The 21,369-nt window shown below is 70.0% G+C and carries 21 protein-coding genes; 7 read left to right on the forward strand and 14 right to left on the reverse strand.

The genetic code is table 11. From position 1 onward, the window contains the following. Positions 1-68 precede the first annotated feature (68 nt). The gene (gene mshB / locus MAA44156_RS14740; protein WP_009975503.1) at positions 69-971 is read right to left on the reverse strand and encodes an N-acetyl-1-D-myo-inositol-2-amino-2-deoxy-alpha-D-glucopyranoside deacetylase; all 903 of its coding nucleotides are present in this window, start codon (positions 969-971) and stop codon (positions 69-71) included. An 82-nt stretch (positions 972-1,053) separates the two neighbouring features. Here mshB and MAA44156_RS14745 point away from each other — a divergent pair, with 82 nt between their 5' ends. After that, positions 1,054-1,662 carry a TetR/AcrR family transcriptional regulator gene (locus MAA44156_RS14745; protein WP_009975502.1) on the forward strand — a complete coding sequence of 203 codons (609 nt, stop codon included), beginning with the start codon at positions 1,054-1,056 and terminating at the stop codon, positions 1,660-1,662. On the opposite strand, the gene MAA44156_RS14750 is transcribed toward MAA44156_RS14745, so the two are convergent. The 7 genes from MAA44156_RS14750 to MAA44156_RS14780 form a co-directional block, all read right to left on the reverse strand. Next, positions 1,663-3,567, reverse strand: a complete 1,905-nt coding sequence (locus tag MAA44156_RS14750; RefSeq protein WP_162151413.1) for an ABC transporter family substrate-binding protein — start codon at positions 3,565-3,567, stop codon at positions 1,663-1,665. It abuts the gene before it with no gap. Positions 3,568-3,613: 46 nt separating this feature from the next. Further along, on the reverse strand, positions 3,614-5,503 hold the full coding sequence (gene typA, locus MAA44156_RS14755) for a translational GTPase TypA (protein WP_009975500.1): 1,890 nt from the start codon (positions 5,501-5,503) through the stop codon (positions 3,614-3,616). A gap of 170 nt (positions 5,504-5,673) precedes the next feature. After that, positions 5,674-6,405, reverse strand: a complete 732-nt coding sequence (narI, locus tag MAA44156_RS14760; protein ID WP_003875458.1) for a respiratory nitrate reductase subunit gamma — start codon at positions 6,403-6,405, stop codon at positions 5,674-5,676. Then, the gene (narJ, locus tag MAA44156_RS14765; protein WP_009975497.1) at positions 6,398-7,081 is read right to left on the reverse strand and encodes a nitrate reductase molybdenum cofactor assembly chaperone; all 684 of its coding nucleotides are present in this window, start codon (positions 7,079-7,081) and stop codon (positions 6,398-6,400) included. Before narJ ends, narI begins: the two co-directional genes overlap by 8 nt. Beyond that, positions 7,078-8,694, reverse strand: a complete 1,617-nt coding sequence (gene narH, locus MAA44156_RS14770) for a nitrate reductase subunit beta (protein WP_009975496.1) — start codon at positions 8,692-8,694, stop codon at positions 7,078-7,080. Before narH ends, narJ begins: the two co-directional genes overlap by 4 nt. A gap of 1 nt (position 8,695) precedes the next feature. Next, entirely contained in the window at positions 8,696-12,388 is a 3,693-nt protein-coding gene (locus MAA44156_RS14775) for a nitrate reductase subunit alpha (RefSeq protein ID WP_009975495.1), read from the reverse strand. A gap of 418 nt (positions 12,389-12,806) precedes the next feature. Further along, positions 12,807-13,199: a (deoxy)nucleoside triphosphate pyrophosphohydrolase gene (locus MAA44156_RS14780; protein ID WP_009975494.1), complete on the reverse strand. Its 393-nt coding sequence runs from the start codon at positions 13,197-13,199 to the stop codon at positions 12,807-12,809. Positions 13,200-13,368: 169 nt separating this feature from the next. On the opposite strand from MAA44156_RS14780, the gene MAA44156_RS14785 reads away from it, so the two are divergent. Both MAA44156_RS14785 and MAA44156_RS14790 read left to right on the forward strand, forming a co-directional pair. Continuing rightward, complete coding sequence (locus MAA44156_RS14785; RefSeq protein WP_009975493.1) at positions 13,369-14,142, forward strand: F0F1 ATP synthase subunit B; 774 nt, start codon at positions 13,369-13,371, stop codon at positions 14,140-14,142. A 130-nt stretch (positions 14,143-14,272) separates the two neighbouring features. Further along, positions 14,273-14,557, forward strand: a complete 285-nt coding sequence (locus tag MAA44156_RS14790; protein ID WP_009975492.1) for a 4a-hydroxytetrahydrobiopterin dehydratase — start codon at positions 14,273-14,275, stop codon at positions 14,555-14,557. A gap of 62 nt (positions 14,558-14,619) precedes the next feature. Here MAA44156_RS14790 and MAA44156_RS14795 read toward each other — a convergent pair whose 3' ends face one another. Continuing rightward, positions 14,620-15,933, reverse strand: a complete 1,314-nt coding sequence (locus tag MAA44156_RS14795; protein ID WP_009975490.1) for a mannosyltransferase — start codon at positions 15,931-15,933, stop codon at positions 14,620-14,622. A 137-nt stretch (positions 15,934-16,070) separates the two neighbouring features. Here MAA44156_RS14795 and MAA44156_RS14800 point away from each other — a divergent pair, with 137 nt between their 5' ends. Together MAA44156_RS14800 and MAA44156_RS14805 are read left to right on the forward strand one after the other, a co-directional pair. Further along, the gene (locus tag MAA44156_RS14800; protein WP_156649250.1) at positions 16,071-16,769 is read left to right on the forward strand and encodes a hypothetical protein; all 699 of its coding nucleotides are present in this window, start codon (positions 16,071-16,073) and stop codon (positions 16,767-16,769) included. 47 nt (positions 16,770-16,816) lie between these two features. Then, positions 16,817-17,896 (forward strand): Rv1157c family protein, encoded by a 1,080-nt coding sequence (locus MAA44156_RS14805; protein ID WP_121035680.1) that lies wholly within the window; start codon positions 16,817-16,819, stop codon positions 17,894-17,896. A 63-nt stretch (positions 17,897-17,959) separates the two neighbouring features. Here MAA44156_RS14805 and MAA44156_RS14810 read toward each other — a convergent pair whose 3' ends face one another. From MAA44156_RS14810 to MAA44156_RS14825, 4 genes are all read right to left on the reverse strand, one after another. Continuing rightward, entirely contained in the window at positions 17,960-18,106 is a 147-nt protein-coding gene (locus MAA44156_RS14810; protein WP_003875447.1) for a hypothetical protein, read from the reverse strand. A gap of 28 nt (positions 18,107-18,134) precedes the next feature. Then, positions 18,135-18,710 (reverse strand): HhH-GPD-type base excision DNA repair protein, encoded by a 576-nt coding sequence (locus MAA44156_RS14815; protein ID WP_009975479.1) that lies wholly within the window; start codon positions 18,708-18,710, stop codon positions 18,135-18,137. A gap of 161 nt (positions 18,711-18,871) precedes the next feature. After that, complete coding sequence (locus tag MAA44156_RS14820; protein WP_009975478.1) at positions 18,872-19,096, reverse strand: DUF5302 domain-containing protein; 225 nt, start codon at positions 19,094-19,096, stop codon at positions 18,872-18,874. 58 nt (positions 19,097-19,154) lie between these two features. Next, on the reverse strand, positions 19,155-19,598 hold the full coding sequence (locus MAA44156_RS14825; protein WP_009975477.1) for a PPOX class F420-dependent oxidoreductase: 444 nt from the start codon (positions 19,596-19,598) through the stop codon (positions 19,155-19,157). Positions 19,599-19,672: 74 nt separating this feature from the next. Here MAA44156_RS14825 and MAA44156_RS14830 point away from each other — a divergent pair, with 74 nt between their 5' ends. Next, positions 19,673-20,197 (forward strand): DUF1697 domain-containing protein, encoded by a 525-nt coding sequence (locus MAA44156_RS14830; RefSeq protein ID WP_085978475.1) that lies wholly within the window; start codon positions 19,673-19,675, stop codon positions 20,195-20,197. A gap of 51 nt (positions 20,198-20,248) precedes the next feature. Here the strand turns inward: MAA44156_RS14830 and MAA44156_RS14835 are convergent, their stop codons facing one another. Beyond that, positions 20,249-20,614: an Rv1152 family transcriptional regulator gene (locus MAA44156_RS14835; RefSeq protein ID WP_009975474.1), complete on the reverse strand. Its 366-nt coding sequence runs from the start codon at positions 20,612-20,614 to the stop codon at positions 20,249-20,251. 37 nt (positions 20,615-20,651) lie between these two features. Between MAA44156_RS14835 and MAA44156_RS14840 the strand changes: the two genes are divergently transcribed. Then, the gene (locus MAA44156_RS14840; RefSeq protein WP_009975473.1) at positions 20,652-21,368 is read left to right on the forward strand and encodes an NAD-dependent deacylase; all 717 of its coding nucleotides are present in this window, start codon (positions 20,652-20,654) and stop codon (positions 21,366-21,368) included. The last annotated feature ends 1 nt before the right edge of the window (position 21,369 follow it).

A 21,369-nucleotide genomic window follows, 5' to 3' on the forward strand; every position in this document is an offset into this window, starting at 1 on the left:
CAGTGCTGCTGATTAGGGTCCAGGTCGGGGTCCATGCGAATTCCTTCCGTGGCTGCCTGATTGGCAGCCTACCGCCTGGGGGCGGCGCCGAATTCCAGGCCCGCGAGCAGATCCGTCTCCCAGCCGCGCTCGTCGCGCGCGCCGGCCGCGCCGGCGACCAGGACGTAATGCTCCTCGTCCAGGATGGGCAGGGCCACGTTGTTGGACAGCGCGCAGGCGCGGCCGGTCGGCCCGACGACCACCTGGGTGGCGTGCGCGGCCAGCGCCGCCCGCTTGGCCGCCCAGGCGTGCGGGCCCGCCGCGACGACGGCGTCGATGTGGTCGTCGGCGTAGCCGAAGGTGAACTGCTCCGCCGAGGGCATCGACCAGTCCGGCCGCAGGTCCTCGGGCGTCAGCGCCTGCACGGCCGCCTCGAACGGCCGGGTCGCGAACACCGACCAGTAGAACTTGGGTACCGCCCACGGCTCGCCCGGGAAGTCGCCGGCGCCGGCCGCGGCCACGGCGGCCGTCGTCACGGTGTGCACGTGGACGTGGTCGGGGTGGCCGTACCCGCCGGCGGGGTCGTAGCCGACGACGACGTGCGGGCGCTGCTCGCGAATGACGGCCACCAGCGCGCCGACGGCCTCGCGCTCGTCGGCGTCGATGAATCGCTGCCGGCGCCGCTTGGGGGTGCCGGGCATGCCGGAATCGCGCCAGCGGCCCGCGCCGCCCAGATAGCACGGTTCGCCGACGCCCAGCTCCCGCAGCGCGGCGGTCAGTTCGCCGATCCGGTAGCCGCCGAGCTGGTCGGCGCGATCGACGGCGAGTTCGGCCCACCGCTCGCCGATCACCTCGCCCTCTTCGCCCAGCGTGCAGGTCACCACCCGGACGTCCGCGCCGGCCGCGGTGTAGTGCGCGATGGTGGCGCCGGTGCCCAGGCTCTCGTCGTCGGGATGCGCGTGGACGAACAGCAGCCGCGGCGTCTCAGCCATGCAGCGCACCCTACCGGCCGCCGTGGTGCGGTTGCTGCGCCGGGAAGCAGCAGATAGGAACGCGCACGGCTACTATCAAGAAATGCCCCAGCTGACCGACCGGACCGGCAGCCGAAGCCGTCGGCGCGGCGAGGTCCTCGAACGCGCCCTCTACGAGGCCACCCTGGCCGAGCTGACGGAAGTCGGTTACGGGGGCCTGACCATGGAGGGCATCGCGGCGCGGGCCCACACCGGCAAGGCCGCGCTCTACCGGCGCTGGGACACCAAGTGCGAACTGGTGCACGCCGCTTTGGTTTTCGCGCTGCCGCCGGTGCCCGAGCTGCGGTCCGGCCGGTCGGCCCGGGAGAACCTGCTGGCGATGTTCACCGCGCAGCGCGACCTGCTGGCCGGCAAGACCGCGTTTCCCGGCATCGAGGTCATCCAGCAGCTCTTGCACGAGCCCGAGATGCGGGCCATCTTCGCCGACGCGGTGGTCCGGCCGCGGCTGAAGATCGTGGAGTCGATCCTGCAGTCCGCCGTGCAGGACGGCGACCTCGATCCGAAGTCGATCACCCCGCTCACCGCTCGCATCGGGTCGGCGTTGATCAACCAGCATTTCCTGCTGAACGGGTCGCCGCCGAACCGGCGGGAACTGGCCCTGATCGTCGATACCGTGATCCCGCCGCGGGGTTCGGACCGCGCCGCCGACTAGCTACGGCCCGGTCTTGGTCCATTGGCCGGCGTCACCGACGATGCCGACCGGGACCGCGCCGGACAGGCTGACGTTCTGCACGCTCGGGCCGGCCGCCACGATGGTGGTGTCCTGCAGGATCGGCAGCACCGTGGACATGTTCCACAGTCGCGGTTCGACCGCGGTGATCACGTCGTTGATGTTCTTGGTGCCGTTGAGGGCGGCGTCGATGTTGGACTGGATGCTGCGATCGCAGATGCCGGTGAGGTTGGACGGCGCCTGTACCAGGGCATTGGGGTCGGCGGGCCGGCTCGGCGGTGGTGTCGAGGTGGGGGTTGCCGACCTGGTGGCCGGTCCGGTCGACGGGGCGGGCCCGCCCGGGGCGGGCGACGTGGGCGTCGGCTCGGTGGAGGCCGGCACCTGGGTGGACTGCAGCGCCGGACAGCCGTAGCGGGCGGCCAGCCGGGTGGCCAGGTTGCCGCCCGCCTGATGCCATCCGACGATCGCGTCCACCCGGTTGTCGTTCAGCGCGTCGCGGTAGAGGGTGACCGGGTCCAGCGCCAGCACGGTGGCGGCGATGCCGACGTTGCGCAGCTGGTCGGCGGCGGTGTTGGCCACCGCCACCGCGGTCGGGTCGTTGGCCGCCACCCCGATGGCCAGCGAGAGCTGTTGGCCGTCCTTGCTGATCCGGCCCCGGATGACCTCGGGCGGCCCGGTGTTGGGCGGACCCGGGGCGGGCGTCGCCGGTGAGGCCGACGTGTTGGGCTCCACCTTGTACCCGGCGCCTTCCAGCAACGCCAGCGCCGCCGGTGTCGTCATCGCCGGCGGGGCGGTCGGCTCGTAGCCGGGGTCGCTGGGCGCCCGGATCTGGGCCTGGTCCAGGGTGACGGTGTTGTCGCTGCCCGCGCCCACCGCCGCGAGCAGGTCGACGTCGAGCAATCCCAGGATCGCCTTACGCACTTGCGTGTCGGCAAGTTTGGGCTGGGTGGCGCGCAGCGTGAGCTGCATGACCCGCGGTGTGACGATCCGGGCGGTCCGCACGTCGGGGATGGCGGACAGCTGCGCGAACGCCGCCGAGCCGCCGTGCACCTGCGCCACCTGGGTGTCGCCGTTGCGCACCGAATCGGCAAGGGCCGCAGGCGCTCCCGCGCGCCGGAACAGGATGAGCCCGGGCTTGGCCGGGGGCCCCCAATAGCGGTCGTTGCGGGCGATCAGGATCTCGTCGCGCTGCGGGTCGATGCTCTCCACCCGGAACTGCCCGCCGGTGACCGGAAGCGCCCGGGCCAGACCGGCGGCGAAACCGCCGGGCACGTCCTTGACGATGTGCGCCGGAAGGATGTTGTTGAACAACTCTTTCCACGCCGGGTAGGGCTCGGAGAAGGTGACCACCGCCTGCTTGCCGCCTTCCAGCGACTGCACGCCGGTGATCAGGTCGTAGCCGGCCGGGTCGACGACCCCGGGCTGGCTGACCATCTGGTGCCACAGATACCAGAAGTCGTCGGCGGCGATCGGGGCGTTGTCGGTCCACTGCGCCTCGGGCCGGATCTTGTAGGTCACCGTGAACGGGTTCTGGCTCGTCACCTCCGCGGACACCAACAGGGTCGGGTCCATCTCCCAGCGGGAGCCGGTGGGCGTGTTGGGATCGGGCACCGGCCGGAACGCGCTGGGCAGCACCAGCGCGCTGATCGCCGCGTTGACCGGGGACAGGTCGGAGAGCAGGTGCGGATTGAAGCCCGCCCCGATCGAGTCGATGCCCATGATGATCTGGCTGACCCGGGGCGGCGGCGGCACCGAATTGTGCGGCGTGTCGGTGCTCTGCGGGGCCGGCGGCGGGTTGACCGTGCACGCCGAAAGCACCAGGCCGACCACCGAAACCAGGCCGCCGAGCACCATGAACACCCGGCGCACTCGTCTCGGCACGCTGATCAGGGTATCGAGCAGCCGCACAGCAGCCCGTCCGACCACCAGTGGTTCAGCCCCGGGCCTTGGCGCGGGCCCGGCTGCGCGCCCGCGAGGTGGCGTCCAGCTCGACCTTGCGCACCCGCACGATCTCCGGAGTCACCTCGACGCATTCGTCGGCCGCGCAGAATTCCATGGCCTGCTCCAGGTCCAGCTCGAGCGGCTTGGCCAGCGTCTCGATGACATCGGCGGTCGAGGACCGCATGTTGGTCAGCTTCTTCTCCCGGGTGACGTTGATGTCGAGATCCTCTGCGCGCGGGTTGATTCCGACGACCATGCCCTCGTAGGTGTCCTGGCCGGGTTCGACGAAGAACTGGCCGCGGTCGGCGAGCTGGATCATGGCGAACGGCGTGATGGTGCCGGCGCGGTCGGAGACCAGCGACCCGGTGTGGCGGGCCCGGATCTCCCCCGCCCACGGCCGGTAGCCGTCGAACACGGCGTTGGCGATGCCGGTGCCGCGGGTGATGGTGAGGAAGTCGGTGCGGAAGCCGATCAGCCCGCGGCTGGGCACGATGAAGTCCATGCGGACCCAGCCCGCCGCGTGGTTGGTCATCTCCTCCATGCGGCCCTTGCGGGCGGCCATCAGCTGGGTGATGGCGCCGACGAACTCCTCGGGGCAGTCGATCGTCATCGCCTCGAACGGCTCGTGCAGCTGGCCGTCGATGGTGCGGGTCACCACCTGCGGCTTGCCGACGGTGAGCTCGAAGCCCTCCCGGCGCATCTGTTCGACCAGCACGGCCAGGGCGAGCTCGCCGCGGCCCTGCACCTCCCAGGCGTCGGGCCGGCCGATGTCGACGACCCGGATGCTCACGTTGCCGACCAGCTCCTGGTCCAGCCGGTTGCGGACCAGCCGGGCGGTCAGTTTGTGGCCGGGCACCTTGCCGGCCAGCGGCGAGGTGTTGGTGCCGATGGTCACCGAGATCGCCGGCTCGTCGACGGTGATCCGGGGCAGCGCGTGGGCGTGGTCGGGGTCGGCCAGGGTGTCGCCGATCATGATCTCGGGCAGCCCGGCCACCGCGACGATGTCGCCGGCGATCGCCTCGTCGGTGGGGCTGCGCTCGACGCCCTCGGTGGCCAGCAGTTCGGTGATCTTGGCGCTGGTGATCACCGGCAGCCCGTCGACCTCGCGCATCCAGGCCACCTGTTGGCCCTTGCACAGTTTGCCGTTGTAGATGCGGATCAGGGCGAGCCGGCCCAGGAAGGTCGACGCGTCGAGGTTGGTCACCAGCGCCTGCAGCGGCGCCTCCGGGTCGCCCGACGGCGCCGGGATGTGCTCGAGCAGCACGTCGAACAGCGGGTCGAGGTTCTCCCCGGCGGGCACCTCGCCGTCGGCCGGTTGCTCGGTGCTCGCAACGCCGGCGCGGCCGGAGGCGTACAGCGTCGGCAGGCCCAGCGCGTGCTCGGCGGCCTTGGCGGCCTCGTCGTCCAGGTCGGAGGCGACGTCGAGCAGCAGGTCGTGGCTGGCCTCCACCACCTCGGCGATCCGGGCGTCCGGCCGGTCGGTCTTGTTGACCACCAGGATCACCGGCAGGTGCGCGGCCAGCGCCTTGCGCAGCACGAACCGGGTCTGCGGCAGCGGCCCCTCCGAGGCGTCGACCAGCAGCAGCACCCCGTCCACCATGGACAGCCCGCGCTCCACCTCGCCGCCGAAGTCGGCGTGCCCGGGGGTGTCGATGACGTTGATGACCGTGACGCTGCCGTCGGGGTGGTGGCGGTGCACGGCGGTGTTCTTGGCCAGGATGGTGATGCCCTTTTCCTTCTCCAGGTCACCGCTGTCCAGGATGCGCTCCTGGGTGTCGTCGCCGCGGTGGTGCAGCGCCCCGGACTGCCGCAGCATCGCGTCCACCAGGGTGGTCTTGCCGTGGTCGACGTGGGCGACGATGGCGACGTTGCGAAATGGCACGTCGGAGATTCTGGCAGCGCGGGGCCACCGATAGCGAACCGGCTGGATAACCCGGGCCGCTCGGGTCCGCTCGTCGAGTGTGAATCCTGGGCGTTTCAGTGTGCATCCTGGGCGGGCCCCATCGGCGTGTCGCCTACCTGGCTGCACACTGAACGCCGGGGCGCGCTGTCTTACCAGCCGCGGCGGCGCGGCGCCGTGCCCACCAATTGGTCCTTGGCCGCCACCTCGCGGCTGCGGTAGACGATGTAGGGCCGGAACAGGTAGACGACCGGGGCGCTGAACACGTGCACCAGCCGAGTGAACGGCCACAGCGTGAACAGCACCATGCCGATCAGGGCGTGCAACTGGTAGTCCAGCGGCGCGTTGACCATCACCTCGCCGTGCGGCTGCAGGATCCAGATGCGGCGGAACCACAACCCCACGGTGTAGCGGTAGTGGAACTCCCCGCCGTGCGGGCCGGTGCCGATCAGGTCGCAGTACAGGCCGACCACGATGGCCAGCACCAGCACCACGTACATCACCTTGTCGCTGCGGGTGGTGGCCGCCGACACCGCCGGGCGGGTGAAGCGGCGGTAGATCAGCAGCCCGACGCCGGCCAGGGTGGCGAAGCCGGCGGCCGACCCGGCGATGACGGCCTGCATGTGGTAGAGGTGGTCGCTCATCTTCAGCATGTGCGTCACCCGCGGCGGGATGAACAACCCCATCACGTGTCCGGCGAACACGGCCAGGATGCCGAAGTGGAAGATCGGGCTGGCGATGCTCAGCAGCCGCGACTCGTAGATTTGCGACGACCGCGACGTCCAGCCGAACTTGTCGTAGCGGTAGCGCCACCAGGTGCCCACGATCAGCACCGACAGCGTGACGTAGGGCGAGATGTCCCAGAACAGGACGTTGCTAAACACCGGGGGTTCCTTCGGCTCGAGGTGGCACGGTCAAGGTAAACGGTTGCAGCCCAACGGCTTCCGCGGGCGGGCCGGCCTCTAACAGTTGACGGGCCAGCCGCTCGGCGCGGCGCGCCTCCTGATCGGTTGCCGCGGGCAGGGTCTGGCAGACGGCCGCGACGGCCGGCTCGTACGGCGACTTGGCGTCGGCCAGGGCGCAGCGCAGCACGTCGATCGGCACCCGATGCGCGATCAACAGCCGCCGCCCGGCGTCGGGGTCGACGGTGGCGGCGAATTCGAGCACCACGGTCAGGTGGTCGGGCGCCTCGTTGCTGGGCGGCTGCACGCCCGCCTCGCGGTAGGCGGTGGCGAAGGCCAGCATCTCGCGGCCGCGGTTGCGGGTGTCCCCGGCGGTCCAGTAGGTCAGGTACATGGTGGCGCGCCGGCGCATGTCGAAGGTCGCGACGTAGTCCATGGCCGCGGCCATCGGTTCGCGGCCGCGCAGCGCCGCGGCCGTCTGCCCGAGCAGCGCGCCGGCCGGGCCGCTGACATGGCCGAGCAACTCTTCCACGGTGTCCAGCCTCCCGCCGAACCCGTCGTCGGGGTAGGCCAGCAGCAGCGACGCCGCCTGCCACACCAGGCGATCCTGCATCACCCGGCTGCTGGAGCGCTCCCGCAGCGCCGACAGCAGCCTCATCGCCGCTGCGCCTCGGGGAACATGCCGGCGGGCACCTGGCCGCCGTCCCAGTTCAGCAGGTTCACCCGCGGCCGGGTGCTGCCGGGCTCTGCCTCGGTGGGGCCGCCGCGCTGCTTGAGGGCGTGGAAGGTCTCCACGGTCACCGGCTCCGACTCGTACATGCCCGGCCCGCCGTCGCCGGTCAACGAGCAGCCCATCTGCTCGAGGTCGCGGGCCTGCGGCGCGAACGCCGTCGGGATGACATAGCGCTCTTCGTATTTCGCGATGGCCAGCAACCGGTACATCTCGTAGATCTGTTCCTCGGTCATGCCCACCGAATGCGGGATGTGCGGCTGGGTTTCGCGGCCGAGGTTGATGTCGCGCATGTAGGAGCGCATCGCCGCCAGCCGCCGCAACACGCCCTCGACCACCGCGGTGTCACCGGCGGTGAACAGCTCGGCCAGGTATTGCATCGGGATGCGCAGCGCGTCCAGCGCGCCGAACAGGTTGCCCAGGTCCTCGCCGTCGTGGCCGTCGCGGCTGACCGCGTCGACCACCGGCGACAGCGGCGGGATGTACCACACCATCGGCATGGTCCGGTATTCCGGGTGCAGCGGCAGCGCCACCCGATAGGTGTGGATCAGCGCGTACACCGGGGAACGCTGCGCGGCCTCGATCCACTCGTCGGGAATGCCCTGCGCCCGCGCGCCCGCGATGACGTCAGTGTCGTTGGGGTCCAACAGGATATCGCACTGCGCCCGGTAGAGGTCGGTGTCGTTTTCCACCGACGCCGCCTCGAGTACCCGGTCCATGTCGTAGAGCACCACACCCAGATAGCGCAGCCGGCCCACGCAGGTCTCCGAGCAGATGGTGGGCAGCCCCACCTCCATCCGCGGATAGCACAGCGTGCACTTCTCGGCCTTGCCCGTCTTGTGGTTGAAATACACCTTCTTGTAAGGACATCCGGACACACACATCCGCCAGCCGCGGCAGCGGTCCTGATCGACCAGCACGATGCCGTCCTCGCTGCGCTTGTACATCGCGCCCGACGGGCACGAGGCCACACAGGACGGGTTGAGGCAGTGCTCGCAGATCCGGGGCAGGTAGAACATGAAGGTCTGCTCGAGCGAGAGTTTCACCTCTTCGCTGACCTTCTTCAGGATCGGGTCCTCGGCCAGGATCTCCGGCGACCCGGCCAGGTTGTCGTCCCAGTTCGGTCCCCAGGACACCTTCATCGGCTCGCCGCTGATCAGGCTTTTCGGCGCGGCCGTTGGGAAGGTGTCACCGGCGGGTGCGGTGGTCAGGTTCTCGTACTCGTAGGTCCACGGCTCGTAGTAGTCGCCGATCACCGGCAGCTTGGGATTGGCGAAGATGCGCAGCAGCTTTTGGAAACGGCCGCCGTCACGCAATCGCAGCCGGCCCCGCTTGTCGCGGATCCAGCCGCCACGCCACCGCTCCTGGTCCTCGTAGGTGCGCGGATAGCCTTGTCCCGGACGGGTTTCGACGTTGTTGAACCACACGTATTCGGTGCCCGACCGGTTGGTCCAGGCCTGCTTGCAGGTCACCGAGCAGGTGTGGCAGCCGATGCACTTGTCGAGGTTCATCACCATCGCCAGCTGCGCCATGACCTTCATGTCAGTACACCACCTCTTGGCTGCGACGACGGACGATCGTCACCTCGTCGCGCTGGTTGCCGGTCGGTCCCAGGTAGTTGAACGCGAACGCGTGCTGGGCGTACCCGCCGGCCAGGTGGCTGGGCTTGATCCGCACCCGGGTCAGCGCGTTGTGGTTGCCGCCGCGCTTGTCGTTGGTTTCGGTGCGCGGGGTGTCCACGGTGCGCTCCTGGACGTGATAGACGTACACCACCCCGTCGGGCATCCGGTGGCTGACGATGGCCCGGCACACGTAGATGCCGTTGGCGTTGACTGCCTCGACCCAATCATTGTCGCGCACTTGGATTTTCGCCGCGTCTCCCGGGCTCATCCACATGGTTGGGCCGCCGCGGGACAGCGACAGCATGTACAGGTTGTCCTGGTAGGTGGAGTGGAACGACCACTTCGAGTGCGGGGTCAGATACCGCACGGTGAGCTCGATTCCGTCCTCGCATGCGCCCAGCCGCGGCTGGCCGAACAACCGCGCCATGTCCAGCGGCGGTCGGAACACCGGCAGATGCTCGCCGAGTTCCTCGACCCAGTCGTGCGCCAGGTAGAAGTGCATCCGTCCGGTCAGCGTGTGGAACGGCTTGAGGTTCTCGATGTTGATGGTGAACGGCGCATACCGGCGGCCACCCGTCTCGCTGCCCGACCATTCCGGGCTGGTGACCACCGGAACCGGCCGCGCCTGGGTGTCGGCGTAGCTGATGCGCTTGTCCTCGCTGCCCTCGGCCAGATGCACCAGCCGCTGCCCGGTGCGTTTCTCGAGCTCGTGGAAACCCTCGACCGCCAGCCGGCCGTTGGTGGTGCCCGACAGCAACAGCAGCACGTCGGCCATCCGCGCGGCGGTCGTGATGGCCGGGCGGCCCGCCGCCACACCGGATTTCAGCACCCCGAACCGGGCGGCCAATTCCTCGACCTCGCGGAACGGATGCACGGTGACGCCCTTGGTGGTCAACCCGAACTTGTCGACCAGCGGGCCGAGCGTGCGCCACTTGTCGTAGACGGCGGCGTAGTCGCGCTCCACCACGGTGAGCTTGCCCATGGTGCGTCCGGGCACCGGCGTCGCCCCGCTGCGCAGCCAATCGTGTTCGGCGCCATCGGGATAGGCCATCGCGTCGGGTGTGTCGTGTTGCAGCGCGGTGAGCACCACGTCGGTGCGGGTGCCCAGGTGCTCCTTGGCCATGGTGCTGAACGCGCGGGCGATAGCGCCGAAAGCGTCGAAGTCCGAACGGGTTTCCCAGGGCGGGTCGGTCGCCGCGCTGAACGCGTGCACATACGGGTGCATGTCGGTGCTGGAGATGTCGGCCTTCTCGTACCAGGTCGCCGCCGGCAGCACCACGTCGGACACCAGCGTCGTCGAGGTCATCCGGAAGTCGATCGACATCATCAGGTCGAGCTTGCCCTCGGGGATGTCCGCCCCGCAGGTCACGTCGACGGGCCGCACCCCGTCCTCGGGCGGCACCGCCGACGCGTTGGAGTCGGTACCCAGCAGATGCCGCAGGAAGTATTCGCCCCCCTTGCCCGACGAACCGATCAGGTTGGCGCGCCACACGGTCAGCACCCGCGGCCAGTTGACGGGGTTGTCCGGATCGGTCACCGCGAGTTTGAGGTTGCGGCGGCCGAGCTGCTCGGCGACGTAGTCGGCGACATCGCGGCCGGCGGCGCGCGCCTCGTCGGCGACGTCCAGGCTGGACCGGTCGAACTGCGGGTAGTACGGGCTCCACCCCATCGCCACCGCCGAGGCCAGCAGGTCCATGGTGTGCCTGCCGGCGAACCGGCCCCGGCCCACCGGGCTGGCCAGCTTGTCCGCCCCGTAGCCGTCGTACCGCCATTGATCCGTGTGGGCGTACCAGTACGAGGCGCCGGGCACCTGGCGCGGCGGGCGCACCCAGTCCGTCGCCATCGCCATGGTCTGAAATCCGGTGAGCGGGCGCACCTTTTCCTGGCCGACGTAGTGCGCCCAGCCGCCGCCGTTGCGGCCCATCGACCCGGTCAGCATCAGCAGCGCCAGCACCGCGCGGTAGATCGCATCGCTGTGGAACCAGTGACAGATGCCGCCGCCCATGATGATCATGGAGCGGCCGCCGGATTCCTCTGCGCTGCGCGCGAATTCCCGCGCCACCCGGGTGGCCTGGGCGGCCGACACGCCGGTGATCGCCTCCTGCCAGGCCGGGGTGTTCTGCTGGGTCGCGTCGTCGTAGCCGGTGGGCCATTCGCCGGGCAGCCCCGGCCGCGCCACCCCGTATTGGGCGAGCATCAGGTCGAAGACCGTGCACACCAGGTGTTTACCGACGCGGCGCACCGGGACGCCGCGCGCCACGGTCGTCCCCTCGCCGTCGACGGTGTCGAAGCTGGGCAGGTGCACCAGCGCCGTCTCCCCGTCCTCGGTCGGGGCGGCCCGCACACTGAGCGCCGGCACCAGGTCGCCCAGGTCCAGGTTCCACTTCCCCACGCCCGACTCGCCGTACCGGAAGCCCAGCGAACCATGCGGCACCGCAACCGAATTGGTGGTCTCGTCGAGCAGCGCGGGCTTGAGCGCCGCATTCTCGACCGCTTCGCCGAGGTCGGCCGCGGTGAGGTTCTTGCCGGGCACCAGCATGTCGCCGCGCTCTTCGAGCTTGATCAAGAACGGCAGATCGGTGTAGCGGCGGGCATAGTCGGTGAAGAACGGAACCTGTTTTTGCACATAGCATTCCGAGAGGATGACGTGACCCATCGCCATCGCCAGGGCCCCGTCGGTGCCGGCGGCGCAGGGCATCCACTCGTCGGCGAACTTGGTGTTGTCGGCGTAGTCCGGGCTGACGGTGACCACCTTGGTGCCGCGGTAGCGCGCCTCGGCCATCCAGTGCGCGTCGGGCGTGCGGGTGATCGGGACGTTGGAGCCCCACATCATCAAATACGCCGCGTCCCACCAGTCCCCGGATTCGGGGACGTCGGTCTGGTCGCCGAACACCTGGGGCGAGGCCACCGGGAGGTCGGCATACCAGTCGTAGAACGAGGTCATCGGGGCGCCGATCAGCTCGAAGAACCGGGAGCCGGCGGTGTAGGACACCATCGACATCGCCGGGATCGGCGAGAATCCGGCCACCCGGTCGGGGCCGTAGGTCTTGATGGTGTGCACGTGGGCGGCGGCGATCAGCTCGGTGGCCTCGGCCCAGGTGATCCGGACCAGTCCACCCTTGCCGCGGGCCCGCTGGTAGCGGCGGCGGCGCTCGGGGTCGGCCTGGATGTCGGCCCAGGCCAGCACCGGATCGCCGAGGCGTGCCTTGGCTTCCCGGTACATCTCGACCAGGACGCCGCGGGCGTACGGGTAGCGCACCCGGGTGGGCGAGTAGCTGTACCAGGAAAACGACGCGCCGCGGGGGCAGCCCCGCGGCTCGTACTCGGGCCGGTCCGGACCCACCGACGGGTAGTCGGTCTGCTGGGTCTCCCAGGTGATGATGCCGTCCTTGACGTAGATCTTCCACGAGCACGACCCGGTGCAGTTCACCCCGTGCGTGGAGCGAACCACCTTGTCGTGGCTCCACCGGTCGCGGTAGAACACGTCGGCCTCGCGGCCGCCCTGCCGGGTCACCGTGCGCAGGTCGGCGGAGAACTCGCCCGGCGTGAAGAACCGCCCGCTGCGCTCCAGCAGCTCCTCGAGCACTCCACCGACGTGGGGTGTGGCAGTCAAGAAGTACTCCTCCTGGTCGATAGCGTCACGCCGCGAGCTGGGCACGCTCTCAGTTGTGACCGGCGGGGTGGACCCACCCGTCCACACCAGCCCGGATCGGCTCATCCGTCGGCATTTCAGGCCCGCGGGCTGGGGGCGATACGGGCCCAGCATAGGCCGCCGCCGCCGCGGCGAGGGCGCGCGACCGGCTGGCAAAACACCAGGTGAGCCGCGCCGGTATGCGGGCAGCGGGAAGCCTGCCGGTCCGGCACCGAAGCCGGGACGGCACGGTCGGAACAAGCACTCGGCTCGCTATCGGCACGCACATCCAGGGCAGACTCGTGTGGCGTCGTTATTACAAGTCATATTGTTCTATTCAGTTCACTGCGACGACCTGCAACACGGCTGTGCGTCAGCTGCCGGAAGTCTGTGGACTTGGTTAAAGGACCCGCGCCAGGTCGCCCAGCCAGCCGCGATCGGCCGGCACCCAGTCGAGGTCGTGCAGCTGCGCCGCGGTGATCCAGCGCAGGGCCCGATGGTCGCGCGCGTCCGGTCGGCCGCGCAGCAACCGCACCCGGTAGGCGCGCAGCGTCATCCCACCGTCGACCGCGATGTCCCCGCCGAGCCGGTCGCCCACCGCGATGTCGCCGACCCGCAGACCCAGCTCCTCGGCCAACTCGCGGGCCAGCGCGTCGCGCTCGGTCTCCCCGGGCGCGACCTTGCCGCCGGGGAGTTCCCAGCGCCCGGCCAACTCCGGCGGGCGGGCGCGCTGGGCCACCAACAGGCGCGAGCCGCGGATGAGGGCCCCGGCGACCACGATCTGGGTCGGCATGGCCAGTGACGGTATACCGTCGGCGCGCACGCCGCCCGCCTTACCCGCGCAGCACACCCAATTCCCTTGCCGCACAACAACTCTCTTACGGTTTCGCGGAGACCGTGGAATACTTGACGGTGGCCGGTGTGGCCTCTGCCAGGCACTTTTGCAGAATGGGGGTTGGCACATGATCACCGAACCCGCAACGGCGTTCTCACGCGTGTTCCGGGGCTATGACCCCGCCGCGGTCGATGCGTACGTCGAGGCGTTGCTGGCCAAGCAGAAGCTTCTGATCGACGAAGTTCAGAACCTCAGGGCGCAGCGAAACGAATCCGGCGACCAATTGGCCGCGCTGCGGATCGAAGTCGCCTGCCTCAAGGACGAGGTCGCCCACCTCTCGGACACCTCGCCGACACCGTACGCGATCCAGCATCGGATGACGAAGATGCTGCGCCGCACGCTCGAGGAGATTTCCCGGATGCAGGCCGAGGCGCAGGCCGAGGCGGAGTCGATGATCGCGGCGGCCGCGGCGCAGGTCGAAGCATCGCATCGAGAGCACCAAGAGCTGTTGGCGGACATGGCCGCACAGCGAGAGGCGTTGGAAACGGAGCGCGAGGAAGCCAAGAAGGATCTCGAGGCCGAACTCGCGACGATGCGTGCGGAGGCCCAAGCGGCGATCGACGAGGCGCGCCAGGAAGCTGAGCGTGAGTGTGCGCGGCTCCTCGCCGAGGCGAAGCAGAAGGCCGATGATCTCGATGAGCGGGCACGGCGCACGGTCGAGGAAGCGAATCAGCAACGCATCATGATCTTGGAGGAACTGATGGACGTGGCCCGCGACCTCCAAGGTCTTCCGGCCAGCCTGGAATCCGCCTATCAGGAACGAACGAGCCCTTCGGAAGCCAGCGTCGTGGTGCCCTTGGACCCGAAGAATCAGGCGCCGGGTCCCGCGGTCGCCTCGTAGTCGACCGGCCGCTGGGGTTCACCGCTCTTTCGCGACGTGTCCTGTACATCTGGTGACGGGAAACTAAGCTGGGGCGTGGTGGACGGTGGACCCGGCACCCCTACCGCAAAAGCGCCTTGAGGACAGAGCTATGGCTGTGTTAACGGATGAGCAAATCGACGCCGCACTGCCCGATCTGGACGGATGGGAGCGTGCCGACGGCGCGCTGCGGCGGTCGATCAAGTTTCCCAGCTTCCTGGACGGCATCGACGCCGTGCGCCGGGTAGCCGAGCACGCGGAAAGCAAGGATCACCACCCCGACATCGACATTCATTGGCGGACAGTGACTTTCGCGCTCGTCACGCATTCCGAGGGCGGTATCACCCAAAACGACGTCGACATGGCGCGCGACATCAACGGCATCGTCGGCAGCTAGCCCTCGCCTGCCCTCGCCTGCGCCGGCGGCGGTCACGCTGGCGTGACGCTCGCCGGCGGCGGTCACGCTGGCGTGACGCTCGGCGCGGTGACCTGGTGACCGGCGCGGCGGCCGGCGGCCGCGATCCAGACCAACGTCGCTACCGCCGCGACGATGTAGACCAACCCCGCCCAGGCCAGATACCACGGCCGGCCGATCTGCCAGATGTTCGGTTGCGCGAAGCTCAACAACCACGGCACCCCGATGACGGTCAGCGCCAGCCAACCCCACCCCACGAGGCGCGCGCCGCGCCAGGCGCGCACCGGGCCGTGGATCGCCCAGATCATCAGCGGCACCAGCCACACCCAGTGGTGTGTCCAGGAGATCGGCGAGAGCAGCAGCCCGAACACCTCCACCACGATCAACCTGCCCAGCCGGTCGGAGCGGTCGAGTGCGCGCCAGGCCAGCACGGCCAGCACCGCGGTGCCCGCGACGGCGGTCACCAGCAGCGGGCCGAATCCCACGTCGTGACCCAGGATTCGGGAGAGACCGCCGCGCCAGGACTGATTGAACGAGGTGGCGATGGGGCCGACCCGGTGGGCGTCACCGAGCAGCTCGGTGAAGTAGTAGCGCGTCTGGTCGCCGACGACGAAGACCGAAATCCCAATGGTGGCAAGGAATATGACGGCTGAGAACACCGTCGCGGCCCACCGCCGGGCACCGGCCAGGTACACACCGGAGACTGCGGGAGTCAACTTGATGCCGGCCGCCAATCCGACCAGCAGACCCGACACCCACCATCGCGTGCTGTAGACCGCCCACAGCACCGCGGTCATCAGCAACACGTTGACCTGGCCGTAGTCGAAGGTGCTGCGCAGCGGCTCGATCCAGATGGTGACCGCCGTCCACACCATCGCGACCCGCCGGCCGTGGGCGCCGGCCGCCACGCCCAGCAGGCGCTGGCTGATCCGGACGGCGCCGTACAGCGCGGCGATGGTCGCCAGTTGCCAACCCAGGGCCACCAGGCCGAACGGCAACAGGTGCAGCGGGTAGAAGACGATGGCCGCGAACGGCGGATAGGTGAACGGCAGCGGGAAGTCCGGCGTCTGGTCGGCGTAGACGTAGCTGTACAGCGTGCCGGGGTGGTCGAGCGCGGCCGCTCCGCCGAGGTAGACGTGCAGGTCGACGAAGTTCGCGCCGTTGGGGACCAGGTACGTCCAGGCCAGGCGCGCGGCGACGCTCGCGACGAGCAGCAGCGGGGCCGCCACAGCGAGGACGTCCGCCGCACGCCGGGTGCTGGGTGCCGCCGGGGCGGCCGAGGTGGTGTCTATCCGCCCGACTTTAGCGATCGGGGCGCGCGCGGCCGTGGCCTCGGTGCCCAGATGGCCCGTTTTCAAGCGGTTTTCGCGCGTCCGGTCACCGCTGTCGCTCGTATCGGTAACGATCAAATAAATGCCACACGTGTCACTTGAGTCCCATCTGCATCAAAGTAGCTTCGGCGGCGGGACCTGTAATCGATCAACCAGGGAGAGTCATGCCAACCATTTGGACTTACTTGCGTGCAGCCGCCGTCGTGGTCGGCTCGTCCGCAGCGCTACTGACGGGCGGAATCGCCCACGCCGACCCCGTGCCCACTCCGCCGGTGCCCAACATCCCGCAGCAGCTGATCAGCTCGGCGGCCAACGCACCGCAAATCCTGCAGAACCTCGCGACCGCGCTGGGCGCCACGCCGCCGGCGCCGCCGGCCACCCCGGGCATCAGCTTCCCGGGTGTTCCGGCGGCCGGCTCGCCGGTGACCGCGCCGTCCCCGGCGGCCGTGCCCTCCATCCCGGGCCTGCCGCAGGCGGCGGCGCCCTCGGCGCCGTCGACGGCGACCGGTGGCATCCCCGGAATGATCCAGGGATTGACGGGCGCGCAGCCCTCGGCCGCGGCTCCCGCCGCTCCGGCCTCTTCGTCGATCCCCGGCCTGCCGGCGATCCCGGGGTTGTCGGCACCGGCGGCGCCCGCCACGCCGCCCGCCCCGCAGCTGCCGCAGGCGCAGGTCAACATGCCGGCGATGCCGGCCGGCCTGCCGGTCAGCGTGCCCGCGCAGGTGACGCTGCCCAAGGATCTGCCGGCGCTGGCGTCGGGGCAGGCCCCCGGCGCACCGGCGGCCCCCGCCGCACCCGCGGCACCCGCGCCGGCGGCCAGCCCGGCCGGTCCGGTGGCACCGCTGCTCGCTGCCCTGCCTTGAGCAGCACCGTCAATCGGCTAACCCACTACTGAGAACCGGAGGACACCGTGGCAACCACTTGGATTCTGTCCAAAGGTTTGGCCGCTGTCGTCACGGCATCGGTTGCCGCGCTCGGGCTGTGCCCGGGCGCGGCAGCCGACCCGGCGGCGGCGCCCCAGCCGGCACCACCACCCAACGCCGCCCCGCAATTGCCGGGCCTGCCCGCCTTGTCGCAGCTCAGCCCGCTGATCCAGCAAGCGGCCACCGACCCGCAGCAAGCCACCCAGCTGCTGATGGCCGCCGCGCAAGCCTTCAGTCACAACCCGACCGCGCCCACCGAGTCGAAGAACGTGGCCGCGGCGGTGAACCAGTTCGTCGCCGAGCCCGGCTCGCCGGTGCCCAACGGCGTGACCCCGCGGGACGGCGCGCCGGTCCAGCACGTGCCGGCAACCGGCATCGAACCCGGTCTGCAGGCGCACCTGCCGACCGGCATCGACCCGGCGCACGCGGCCGGCCCGGCACCCGCCGCCGCTGCGCCGTCGGCTCCGGCACCCGCCGCCACCCCGCCGTCCGCTCCGGCACCCGCCGCGGCTCCCGCGCCCGGGCCGGTTCAGCCGGCCACCGTCCCGGCCGCCGCACCGGTTCCGCCGCCACCGGCGCCGGCCGCCGCGGCCCCGGCAACCCCGGGCGCACCCGACGCCGCGCCGGCCCCCGCGGCGGCGCCCGGGTTCGGCGCCGACGCGCCGCCCACGCAGGACTTCATGTATCCCTCGATCGGCACCAACTGCCTGGCCGACGGCAGCAGCGCCATTGCCACCGCGCTCTCGGTGGCGGGGCCGGCCAAGATCCCCGCCCCCGGCCCGGGCCCCGGCCAGACCGCCTACGTGTTCACGGCGGTCGGCACGCCCGGTCCCGCCGAGGAGCAGAAGCTGCCGTTGAACGTCACCTGGGTGAACCTGACCACCGGCAAATCCGGAACCGTCGCGCTGAAACCGCGTCCGGACATCAACCCGGACGGGCCCACGACGTTGAGCGCGATCGCCGACACCGGCTCGGGCAGCATCATGTCGACGATCTTCGGGCAGGTCACCACCAAGGAACGGCAGTGCCAGTTCATGCCCACCATCGGCTCCACGGTGGTGCCGTAACGGCGTCACCGCTGCACCGCCCGCGAACGCGCGCGTCCCGGCCCGGGGCGGGCGCGTTCGCGCTCAGTAGGCCATGAACAAGATGGCGTCGCGGTCGTATTCGAGGCCAGGATGAACGCTGGCGAGGTGAGCCTGGGTCAATTCCACCAGCTCGTCCTCGTCCTTGCCGACGATGGCTTCGCCGCACGGACACGTTATGTGTGTCTTCACGTTGTCGCCCTTCCCTTCCGTGCACTCACTACTTGGCCGCCTTGGCCGCCGCCTTCGTCTGCTTCTTGTAGGACCGCACCTGCCCGAGCGACCGGGCGTCGACGATGTCGGCGACAGACAGGTAGGTGCCGGCTTTGCCGAACTCGCCGGCGGCTTCCCGCCAGCCGGGCGGCGTCACCCCGTACTGCTTGCCCAGCAGCGCCAGGAAGATCCGCGCCTTCTGCTCGCCGAAGCCGGGCAGCCCCTTGAGCCGGCGCAGCAGCTCCTTGCCGTCGGGCTCACCGGCGGTCCACAGCGCGGCGGCATCGCCGTCGTAGCGGTCCACCAGCAGCTGCGCCAGGGCCTGGATGCGCTTGGCCATCGACCCCGGAAACCGATGTATGGCAGGCCTTTCCGAACACAGTGCGGCGAACTTGTCCGGGTCGTAGTCGGCGATCGTCGCGGCGTCCAGCCGGCCCATCCGGTCGGCGATCTTCTTGGGGCCGGCGAAGGCGGTCTCGATCGGCACCTGCTGATCGAGCAGCATGCCGACCAGCAACGCGAACGGGTTCTCGTCCAGCAGGGCGTCGGCGGCCGGCTCTTGGACAAGCTGCAGTTTCGGCACGCAGACAGTCTAGAACCGCGCCCCGGGCCCCGCGTCCAGGGCGTTCACGCGGCGGGCCGCACGCTCGCCGCGGCGGAATCCCCGCCGCGCCGGCCGTCTCGCACTGGGCGATCATCAGCGCCGAAACACGTTGGCGCACAACATGATCGGCTATAGAAGCATCAGCCGCTCTTGCGGCGGAATTCCCGTCGGCTCTCCACCGGACCGTGCGCCCGCGACTGCTTGCCGGCGCCGTCCTTGTGCTCGGAGCCGCCGGTGGATTTCGCCATCTTGCGGTCCAGGGCTTCCCGGAATCTGCGCTTGGTGTCGTCGTCGGACTTCGACGATCCGGCGCCGCCCGAAGGCTTCGACGACTGTGAACCCTGCCGGGCACTCGATGCAGCCATAGCGGCAGCCTAGCCCCGGACCGCCCGGCGGGCAGGGCGGGACAGCGTGACGGCGCGGCTAGCGCATCCCGGGCGGCATGCCGTAGACGTGCGAGATCGGCAGCGTCAGCAACACCCGCCGATCGGTGACCATCGCCTGCCGGTACTCATCCCAGTCCGGATGTTCACCAGCGATGTTGCGGTACAACGCAATCAGCCTCTGCACGGTGTCGTCGTCGGGCGCGGCCGCCGGCGGTGTGAGTTCCGCGGTGCCCTCGGCCACGGCATAGGACCATCCGTCGTCGGCGTCGACCAGGATCGATGCCCGCGGGTCCCGGCGCAAGTTACGGGTCTTGGCGCGCGGCTCGGTGATCGACACCTGGATCACCAGGCTGCGCGGGTCGAAGTGGTACTGCACATTCGACAGCTGCGGTCGCCCGTCGCGTTTGATGGTGGCCAGCACCCCGAGAGAATTTCCACTGATGACGGCCAACAGTTTGTCGTCGAAGACTTGGCGTCCCATGCCGAAAGCCTACGTCGCACGCCGACCGGCGGCCCCCGATGGTCGTCACCGGGCCGGGCTGGTGGAATCGGGGCATGACCGAATACGCGGCGTTTCTGCGGGGCGTCAACGTCGGCGGCGTCAATCTCAAGATGGCCGACGTGAAAAAGGCCCTGACCGACGCCGGCTTCACCGCGGTGCGGACCGTCCTGGCCAGCGGCAACGTCCTGCTGCAGTCGAAGGCCGGCGCGGCGGCGGTGCGCGCGAAGGCCGAAGCCGCGTTGCGCGAACGGTTCGGCTACGACGCCTGGGTGCTGGTCTATGACCTCGACACCGTGCGCCGGGTGGTCGACGGCTATCCGTTCGAGCGCGAGGTCGACGGCTACCAGTCCTATGTCACGTTCGTGGCCGACGCCGCCGTGCTGGACGAACTCGCCGCCCTGCCGGCCGGGCCCGACGAGAGGATCCGCCGCGGCCCCGATCCGCTTGGCGTGCTCTACTGGCAGGTGCCCAAGGGCAGCACCCTGGACAGCACCATCGGCAAGACGATGGGCAAGCCGCGGTACAAGTCGTCGACCACCACCCGCAATCTGCGCACCCTGGTCAAGGTGTTGAGCTAGCCGTCGCAAAACCCCACGGCGGCAAGGCTTTTCAGCCCCCGTCCGGGCTTCTCACTCGTCGGGCACCGATTCGATGTAGCGCACGGCGTCGGCCTTGTCCAACCCCAGGCCGCGTGCCACCCGGACGTACTCGCGGGCCGCGGCCGCCATCGCGGCGTCGGTGGGGTCGTAGCGGGCGACGAAAGTGCCGAAGCGGCCCCGGGTTTCGATGATGGCGGCCGATTCCAGCTCGCGGTAGGCGCGGGCCACGGTGTTGACGGCGACGCCGAGCTGGCCGGCCAGCTCCCGCACGGTGGGCAGCCGGGTGCCGGGTGGCAGCGCGCCCTCGCGCACCCCCTCGATCACCTGCGTCCTGAGCTGGTCGAAAAGCGGCTTGCCCGCCTTCATGTCGACCCGCAACCAGTCACCCAGCTCCACTCGTTCAGTATCGCTCAGCCGCGGCTATCTTGGTGGGATGCGCATAGCGGTGCTCAGCGGCGCGGGCATCTCCGCGGAGAGCGGGGTGCCGACCTTTCGCGACGACAAGAACGGACTGTGGGCCCGCTTCGACCCCTACGAGCTGTCCAGCACCCAGGGGTGGCGCGACAACCCGCAGCGCGTCTGGGGCTGGTATCTGTGGCGTCACTACCTGGTGGCCGACGTCGCGCCGAACGCGGGTCATCGCGCGATCGCCGCCTGGCAAGACCACGCCGAGGCCAGCGTCATCACCCAGAACGTCGACGACCTGCACGAGCGGGCCGGTAGCCGGCCCGTGCACCACCTGCACGGCAGCCTGTTCGAATTCCGTTGCGCCCGTTGCGCAAAGCCCTACACCGGCGAGCTGCCGGCGATGGCCGAACCGGCGCTGGAGGTGCAACCCCCGGTGTGCGGATGCGGCGGCCTGATCAGGCCCGACATCGTGTGGTTCGGCGAACAGCTGCCCGACGAGCCGTGGCGGCGTGCCGTCGAGGCGACCGAGTCCGCCGACGTGGTGGTGGTGGTGGTGGGCACCTCGGCGATCGTGTATCCGGCGGCCGGGCTGGCCGAGCTGGCGTTGTCCCGCGGCGCCGCCGTCGTCGAGGTCAATCCCGAGGTCACGCCGCTGTCGGCCAGCGCCACGCTCAGCATCCGGGAGACGGCCAGCCAGGCCTTGCCCGGGCTGCTGCAGCGGTTGCCGGCGCTGCTCAACTGAG

Source organism: Mycobacterium avium subsp. avium, from assembly GCF_009741445.1.
Lineage (GTDB): Bacteria > Actinomycetota > Actinomycetes > Mycobacteriales > Mycobacteriaceae > Mycobacterium > Mycobacterium avium.

Coding starts and splice junctions, on each gene's coding strand:
- mshB (WP_009975503.1), bottom strand. CDS start 971: ATGGCTGAGACGCCGCGGCTGCTGTTCGTCCACGCGCATCCCGACGAC.
- MAA44156_RS14745 (WP_009975502.1), top strand. CDS start 1,054: ATGCCCCAGCTGACCGACCGGACCGGCAGCCGAAGCCGTCGGCGCGGC.
- narJ (WP_009975497.1), bottom strand. CDS start 7,081: ATGAGGCTGCTGTCGGCGCTGCGGGAGCGCTCCAGCAGCCGGGTGATG.
- narH (WP_009975496.1), bottom strand. CDS start 8,694: ATGAAGGTCATGGCGCAGCTGGCGATGGTGATGAACCTCGACAAGTGC.
- MAA44156_RS14780 (WP_009975494.1), bottom strand. CDS start 13,199: ATGCCGACCCAGATCGTGGTCGCCGGGGCCCTCATCCGCGGCTCGCGC.
- MAA44156_RS14785 (WP_009975493.1), top strand. CDS start 13,369: ATGATCACCGAACCCGCAACGGCGTTCTCACGCGTGTTCCGGGGCTAT.
- MAA44156_RS14790 (WP_009975492.1), top strand. CDS start 14,273: ATGGCTGTGTTAACGGATGAGCAAATCGACGCCGCACTGCCCGATCTG.
- MAA44156_RS14800 (WP_156649250.1), top strand. CDS start 16,071: ATGCCAACCATTTGGACTTACTTGCGTGCAGCCGCCGTCGTGGTCGGC.
- MAA44156_RS14820 (WP_009975478.1), bottom strand. CDS start 19,096: ATGGCTGCATCGAGTGCCCGGCAGGGTTCACAGTCGTCGAAGCCTTCG.
- MAA44156_RS14825 (WP_009975477.1), bottom strand. CDS start 19,598: ATGGGACGCCAAGTCTTCGACGACAAACTGTTGGCCGTCATCAGTGGA.
- MAA44156_RS14830 (WP_085978475.1), top strand. CDS start 19,673: ATGACCGAATACGCGGCGTTTCTGCGGGGCGTCAACGTCGGCGGCGTC.
- MAA44156_RS14840 (WP_009975473.1), top strand. CDS start 20,652: ATGCGCATAGCGGTGCTCAGCGGCGCGGGCATCTCCGCGGAGAGCGGG.